We start from the raw sequence: 6,446 nt of genomic DNA on the forward strand, positions 1-6,446 counted from the left end.
GGGCTGGCGGCTTCCGCCGCCGGCTCAGGAGATCTCTTCCCAATACCGCTCCCCGGCGCACGCCCGGCACAGCGTCTTGCCCTCGCGCCGCACCTCGCGCCGGAAGTTGATGCCTTCCCCGCAAGCCTGGCACACGATCCGCTCGCCCTTGTATCCGGGAAACTCCTCCGGCGGCAGCGCCACCTTCACCCAGCGCACCTCGAACAGGTCGGCGTCCGCCAGCTCACGGTAGGCGAGCATCTGCTGCCGGTTCTTGTCGTCGAGCTCCGGATGCGCCTGCCGCGCCAGCTCCTTCGAGGATTCCTTCGCCGCGATGCGCACGGCCCGTCCGCTCTGCACGTCCACGAACGTCGCCGCGACCTTGCCCCAGTCGCGGAACTTCAGCGCGCGCTTCCCCAGCCGGCACCCGGTCACGACCGCCACCGCGTCGGTGGCGCAGCGGTCGATCTCCACGAACGTCACCAGCCGCTTGCGGTCCTTGCCGCGCGGCTCCTCGATGCCCAGCTTTGCCAGCCCCAGCATCGCCATGCGCACGCCCAGCACCTGCCCGGCGCACAGGTGCCCGTGCGCCCGCTCCGCTTCCCCGAGATAGTGATCGAACGACTCCATGTTCCCCCGTAGCGCGGGCGTCCCGCCGGCGCTCACTCGTTATCCGGCTCCGGCGTCTCGCTCTCCGGCGCCAGCTCCACCCACCGCCCCTTCACCGCGAACGTGACCTGCGCCTTGCCCGCCGGCTCGAACGTCACGCGCACCGGCGCACGCTGCCACTTCGGCGGCGCGCACTCGGAATCCGGCAGCGGGTCGCCTTTCGCCGCGCCCAGCAGCTTGCGCATCAGCGGCTTCTTCTGCCCGAGCTGCACCACCACGGCGTACACCTTCTCCGCGTCGCCCGAGAGCCCGCAATACGCCGCGTAGTCGCGGAACCAGCTCGTCGTCGAGTAGTACGGATCGAAGTCGGGCAGGTCGAGCCGCGCCACGCGCCCGCTGGCCTTGTCCACCAGCAACCACCCGCCGCGCTGCCACTTCCAGTTCGGGACCTTCTTCTCGTCTTCCGGCAGCACGTCGTTCACGCGGAAGGCACGCCGCACCACGAAGCTCTGTTCGGTGACGTCGTGCGTCTCGCCCGTGGTGAACTCCTTCAGCTTGCCGTCGACGTAGAGGCCGCGCACCGTCATCGGCTGCACCTGGTCCTCCGCCGGCCCCACGAACAGCTTCACGTTGAGCGGCTTGCCGAACGCGACGTTGTGCGTCTTCGCGAAGGCCGGGACGGCCAGCAGCAACAGTAGTAGTGGCAGGATTGCGCGGCGCATTCCAAGAGTGTAGCCCCTACTTCCCCATGGGTCATCCTGAGGAGCCCGCCGCGGCGGGCGAGCGAGCGGTTTCTTCAGCGAGCGAGTAGCGACGAAGGACCTTGGTTGTTGCCGCGACTCACCAAGATGCTTCGTCGCCGATACCCCGCCTGGTGAATGCGGCGGGGCCCCTCGGCTCCTCAGCAGGACCCTTCCCTTGGGAGCTCAGGCGCCTCTCAGCGCGAGTTTCTCCGCCAGCGCCAGCAGACGGTCGCGATGCTCCGCCTCAGCGTGCTGCGCGCCCCGCAGCACCTCGTAGTACAGGTTCTGGACCCGCCACAGGTTCACCTCGAACGGCAACTCGCGCGCCAGTCCGACCGCCGCGTCGAGCCGCGCCGCCGACTCGGCGTCCTCCGGCGCTTCGCGCAGCCGCTCCGCCATCCGCTCCAGGTTCTGCTGCAGCTCGAAGCCGAGCCCCGCGCCGTCGAGCCGCGCCTGCTCCCGCTGCGCCACCTTGAGCAGCGTCCGGATGCGCTCCAGGTCGAGCCGCTCTTCCGCGAAGGCGCGCTTCAGTTGCGAGTTCAGCACGAACTCCCCGGTCCCGCGCAGCACCTCCGGCAGCGGCTGCCCCAGGTCGGAGAGAAAGCGCAGCAGCGGCGCGTGGTGCTCGTAGAGCTGCCGCAGGCTGGCCTCGGCTTCTTGCAGGGTGTTGTCGAGGATGAGCCCGATGATCTTGCGCTGCTCGTCGCGGAACAGCGACCGCAGCGAATACGCCACGCCCGAGAAGTGCTTGTCGAGGATGCGCAGCGCCTGCGGCAGGTCCGCGCCCAGGAACGCGTCGCGCGCCTCCGCCAGCATCGCGCCATACGCCTTCTCGCCGTGGAACGGCCGCACCGCCGCGCTCAGGTTGTGGTCGCCGAAGTGCAGCACCCCGAAGCTGAACGTGCCCGAATCGCGCGTGATGCGCGAGGTGATCTGCGCCCGCCCCACCGCCAGCCGCGCCTTGCCGAATTCGAAGCTGTGGTAGTCCTCGGGCGCGACGTCGTAGCAGTAGATCGAGGTCCGCTCGCCATAGCGCTCGAACAGCGAGCTGATCGCGTAGTGCGCCGCCACCTTCTCCAGGTCCACCGCCGCCGGCTTCACGTATCTCTCGTAGATGCGCGCGCCGTCGCCGTGCTCCGCCAGGTTGCTCTTCGCCACCGCCAGCCGCTCCACGAACTGCTTCTCCAGGTTCGGATCGCGGAACAGCTTCTGCGCCAGCTGCACCGCGCGCCCGGCGTACTCGATGACCTGCACCGTCTCGATCCCCGACAACTCGTCAAAGAACCACCCGCAGCTGGTGTACATCAGCATCGCGTGGCGTTGCAGCTCCAGCAGCTCCAGCGCGCGCACGCGCTCCCGCGGCCGCAGCTCGCGCGCGCCGTGCTCGGCGAAGAAGCGGTCGAGCGACTCGTCCGACCGGTCGAGCACCACCGTGATGTACTCGTCGCGCGCCGCCCACGGGTCGCGCAACAGCGCGCGCGCGTCCTTCTCGTAGGGCGCCGCGATCTCGTCGCGCAGCCAGTCCAGCGCCTGCCGCAGCGGCCCGCGCCACTCCTGGCTCCAGTCCCCGCGCCCGCCGGTGTTGCAGCCGCAGTCCGCCCGCCAGCGCTCCACCCCGTGCGCGCAGCTCCACGAGCTGTTCGCGACGATCTCCGCTTCCCACTGCGGCGGATGCTCCGCCAGGAACTGCGCATAGTTCGTCAGCTTCGCGGCCTGCGCGCTCTCGATGTGGTGGAGCGCGAAGCTGAGCGCCATCTCGCCGTACTTGTGGTGATGCCCATAGGTCTCGCCGTCGGTGGCGATGTGCAGCAGTTGCGGCCAGGAACGCTCCTCGCTCAGGCCGCCCAGCAGCCGCTCGGCAAAGCGATGCCCGCTCGCCAGCAGGCCCTCGAACGCCACGCTCTGCGCGATCGGTCCGTCATAGAAGAACAACGCGATGGACTTTCCGTTCGGCAGCTTCGCGCGGTACGCGCGCGAGGGATCTACGCCGCCGCCGTTCGCGTCCTGCCACTCGCTGCTGCCGATGGGACGCACCCGCGCCGCCTGCCGCGGCGCCAGCACCGTGAACTGGATCCCCAGGTCCGCCAGCACCTCCAGCGTCTCGGTGTCCACGGCGCACTCCGGCAGCCACATGCCTTGCGGGTCCCGCCCGAAGCGGTGCTGGAAATCCCGGATGCCCCACAGCGCCTGCGTGACCTTGTCGCGCTTGGTGGCGAGCGGCAGGATCATGTGGTTGTACGCCTGCGCCAGTGCCGAGCCGTGCCCGCCGAAGCGCTCCGCGCTCAGCCGGTCGGCCTCGAGCACGGCCCGGTACGTGTCCGGCGCGAAAGCCTCCAGCCACGAGAGCAGCGTCGGCCCGAAGTTGAAGCTGATGCGCGAGTAGTTGTTCAGGATCGCGACGATCCGCTCGTCCGGATCAAGGATGCGCGAAGTCGCGTTCGGCGCGTAGCACTCCGCTGTGATGCGCTCGTTCCAGTCGTGGTAGGGATACGCCGAGTCCTGCAGCTCGATGGCTTCCAGCCACGGGTTCTCGCGTGGCGGCTGATAGAAATGGCAGTGGACGCAGACGTACCGTTCCATAGGCGGGCCCCTACTTGGATTCCCGCCGCGCCCTTATCGTTGTGTGACGCGCTCGATTACGCCGCTTCCTTCGCGTACTTCGTCGGGTCTTCCTGGAAGCGCTGCTTGCAGATTGGGCTGCAGAAGAGGTAGGTCTTCTCGTTGTACTGCAGCTTCTGGTCCTGTTCGAGATCGGTTTCGTCGACTTCCATCTTGCAGACTGGATCTACCGCCATGGTGCGCCTCCGAGCTGGGGATTTCTCCTCGGATGACTGCCAGCATACGCCTGTTGCTCCGCGAGCAGCAGCTCCCGATTTCCTCCAACCTCCTCTTCGCCTTCGCATCACACCATGAGACCCCACAAGAACGAGGAGGCAGTCATGACCGCAAGACCGCTGGCCGGACTCCGCGTCGCCATCCTGGCGACCGACGGCTTCGAGGAATCCGAACTCACCCAGCCGCGCCAGGCGCTCGACCAGGCCGGCGCCCAGACCTTCGTCGTCGCCCCGCACCCGGGCGAGATCTACGGCATGAAGCATCACGACAAAGCCGGCCGCGTGAAGGTGGACCGCACCCTCGCCGACGCCGATCCCAACGACTTCGACGCCGTCCTGCTTCCCGGCGGCGCGCTCAACGCCGACGCCCTCCGCGTCGAGGAAAAAGCCCAGCAGTTCATCACCGACATCGAGAACGCGGAGAAGCCCATCGCCGTCATCTGCCACGGGCCCTGGCTGCTCGTCTCCGCCGACCTCGTCCACCAGCACCTGCTCACCAGCTGGCCCTCGGTCCGCGACGACATCGCCAACGCCGGCGGCCGCTGGGAAGACCGCGAGGTCCTGCGCGACGGCAACTGGGTCTCCAGCCGCAAGCCCGACGACCTTCCCGTCTTCAACCACGAGATGCTCCGCCTGTTCGCCGAGTACCGCGATTCCCAGATCAACCGCGGCGAGCGCCGCTTCGAGGACGTGGCCTGACCGCCGCCGGTTCCCCGCTGACTCTTCGCCTCTAACCCATGGGAAGTGCTACACTTGCGCTTCCCTATGGGTCTGCCGCCCCTGAATCCGCCGCAGTACGCCGCCGTGCCCCCGCCGCCGCCGCGGCCGCCCATGCCGCCGCAGCCCAAGCCGCGCGTTTGGCTCTGGATCCTGATCGGGGGCGCCGCCTTCTTCGCTTTCGTCGTCGCCGTCTTCGCGCTCATCTACCTGAGCGCCAAGACCGACAACAACTCCGAGTTCGGTGGCTTCGGTGACAAGATCGCGGTGGTGGACATCGACGGCGTCATCTTCGAGCCGCGCACCGTCGTCAAGCAGCTCAAGAAGTACGGCGACGACGATTCCGTCAAGGCCATCATCCTCCACATGGATACCCCCGGTGGCGGCGTCGCCGCCTCGCAGGAGATCTACAGCGAGGTCAAGCGCATCCGCGAGAAGAAGAAAAAGAAGGTCGTCACCTCCATCGAGACCGTGGGCGCCTCCGGCGGCTACTACATCGCCTCCGCCACCGAGAAGATCTACGCCAATCCCGGCTCCATCGTCGGCTCCATCGGCGTCATCGCCGAGTGGTACAACTACGAAGAGCTGGTGAAGTGGGCCAAGCTTCAGCCCATCACCTTCAAGACCGGCGAGTTCAAGGACACCGGCTCGCCCACCCGCCAGCTCACGCCCGCCGAGAAGCAATACCTCCAGAGCCTCATCGACGACATGTTCCGCCAGTTCGTCGGCGCCGTCGCCGACGGCCGCAAGATGAAGGTGGAAGACGTCCGGGCGCTCGCCGACGGCAAGGTCTGGACCGGCGAGCAGGCCAAGGCGCTCAAGCTCATCGACGAGATCGGCGACTACCACGCCGCCATCGACGACACCGCCAAGGCCGTCGGCATCAAGGGCGAGCCCATGATCGTCCATCCCGAACCCGAGCGCCGCACCCTGCTCGACGTCTTGTTCGGCGACATCAGCCAGCTCGTCCCCAGCAAAGCGCGGTTGCTCGAGACCCACGTGGGCTTTTACTATCTCTGGAAATAGACCAGGACATTCGGCCCCAAAATCTTTAGGAGCGGGAGCGATTTCATGACGAAAGCCGACCTGATCGACGAGGTATCGCGTCTCGCGGAGCTGACGCGCAAGGACAGCGAGGTCATCGTCGAGACCATCTTCGACAGCGTGGTGGCGTCGCTGCGCGCCGGCGACAAGATCGAGATCCGCGGCTTCGGCAGCTTCCGCACCCGCCAGCGCAAGCCCCGCGTCGGCCGCAATCCCAAGACCGGCGCGCGCGTCGAGGTCCCCGCCAAGCGCATCCCCTACTTCAAGCCGTCCAAGGAACTCAAGGACCTCGTCAACACCGGCGCCAAGTAATGCGTTCTTGCTTCCCAGGGCTGGCTCTCGCCGGCCCTTTTCGTTTTGTCCTAAACTGTTCGGCCACCAGCGAGGCCACCATGGCAAAACGCGATTCCCGCATCGACGCTTACATCAGGAGCGCGCAGCCTTTCGCGCGGCCCATCCTCAAACGTCTCCGCGCGATCGTGCACGAAGGCTGCCCCGAGTGCCACGAGACCCTGAAGTG

At 67.5% G+C, this 6,446-nt stretch carries 7 protein-coding genes; 3 read left to right on the top strand and 4 right to left on the bottom strand.

Annotation, left to right across the window (positions count from 1 at the left end; all coding sequences use genetic code 11):
- Positions 1–24: 24 nt before the first annotated feature.
- The 4 genes from VLA96_11655 to VLA96_11670 all read right to left on the bottom strand — a co-directional run bounded on the left by VLA96_11655 (position 25) and on the right by VLA96_11670 (position 4,126).
- Positions 25–645, bottom strand: coding sequence for an FmdE family protein (locus tag VLA96_11655; protein HSE49855.1), 621 nt, complete (start codon positions 643–645; stop codon positions 25–27).
- A complete protein-coding gene (locus tag VLA96_11660) occupies positions 642–1,310 on the bottom strand; it encodes a hypothetical protein (GenBank protein ID HSE49856.1) in 669 nt (222 codons plus the stop codon). Before VLA96_11660 ends, VLA96_11655 begins: the two co-directional genes overlap by 4 nt.
- Before the next feature lie 204 nt (positions 1,311–1,514).
- On the bottom strand, positions 1,515–3,911 hold the full coding sequence (locus VLA96_11665; GenBank protein ID HSE49857.1) for a DUF3536 domain-containing protein: 2,397 nt from the start codon (positions 3,909–3,911) through the stop codon (positions 1,515–1,517).
- 56 nt (positions 3,912–3,967) lie between these two features.
- Complete coding sequence (locus VLA96_11670; GenBank protein ID HSE49858.1) at positions 3,968–4,126, bottom strand: YHS domain-containing protein; 159 nt, start codon at positions 4,124–4,126, stop codon at positions 3,968–3,970.
- Between the two features lie 144 nt (positions 4,127–4,270).
- On the opposite strand from VLA96_11670, the gene VLA96_11675 reads away from it, so the two are divergent.
- The 3 genes from VLA96_11675 to VLA96_11685 all read left to right on the top strand — a co-directional run bounded on the left by VLA96_11675 (position 4,271) and on the right by VLA96_11685 (position 6,238).
- Positions 4,271–4,864: a type 1 glutamine amidotransferase domain-containing protein gene (locus tag VLA96_11675; GenBank protein ID HSE49859.1), complete on the top strand. Its 594-nt coding sequence runs from the start codon at positions 4,271–4,273 to the stop codon at positions 4,862–4,864.
- Between the two features lie 66 nt (positions 4,865–4,930).
- Positions 4,931–5,908, top strand: a complete 978-nt coding sequence (gene sppA, locus VLA96_11680; protein HSE49860.1) for a signal peptide peptidase SppA — start codon at positions 4,931–4,933, stop codon at positions 5,906–5,908.
- A 45-nt stretch (positions 5,909–5,953) separates the two neighbouring features.
- Complete coding sequence (locus VLA96_11685) at positions 5,954–6,238, top strand: HU family DNA-binding protein (protein HSE49861.1); 285 nt, start codon at positions 5,954–5,956, stop codon at positions 6,236–6,238.
- Positions 6,239–6,446: the final 208 nt, after the last annotated feature.

This window comes from Terriglobales bacterium, assembly GCA_035457425.1.
Classification (GTDB): Bacteria; Acidobacteriota; Terriglobia; order Terriglobales; family Acidobacteriaceae; genus JACPNR01.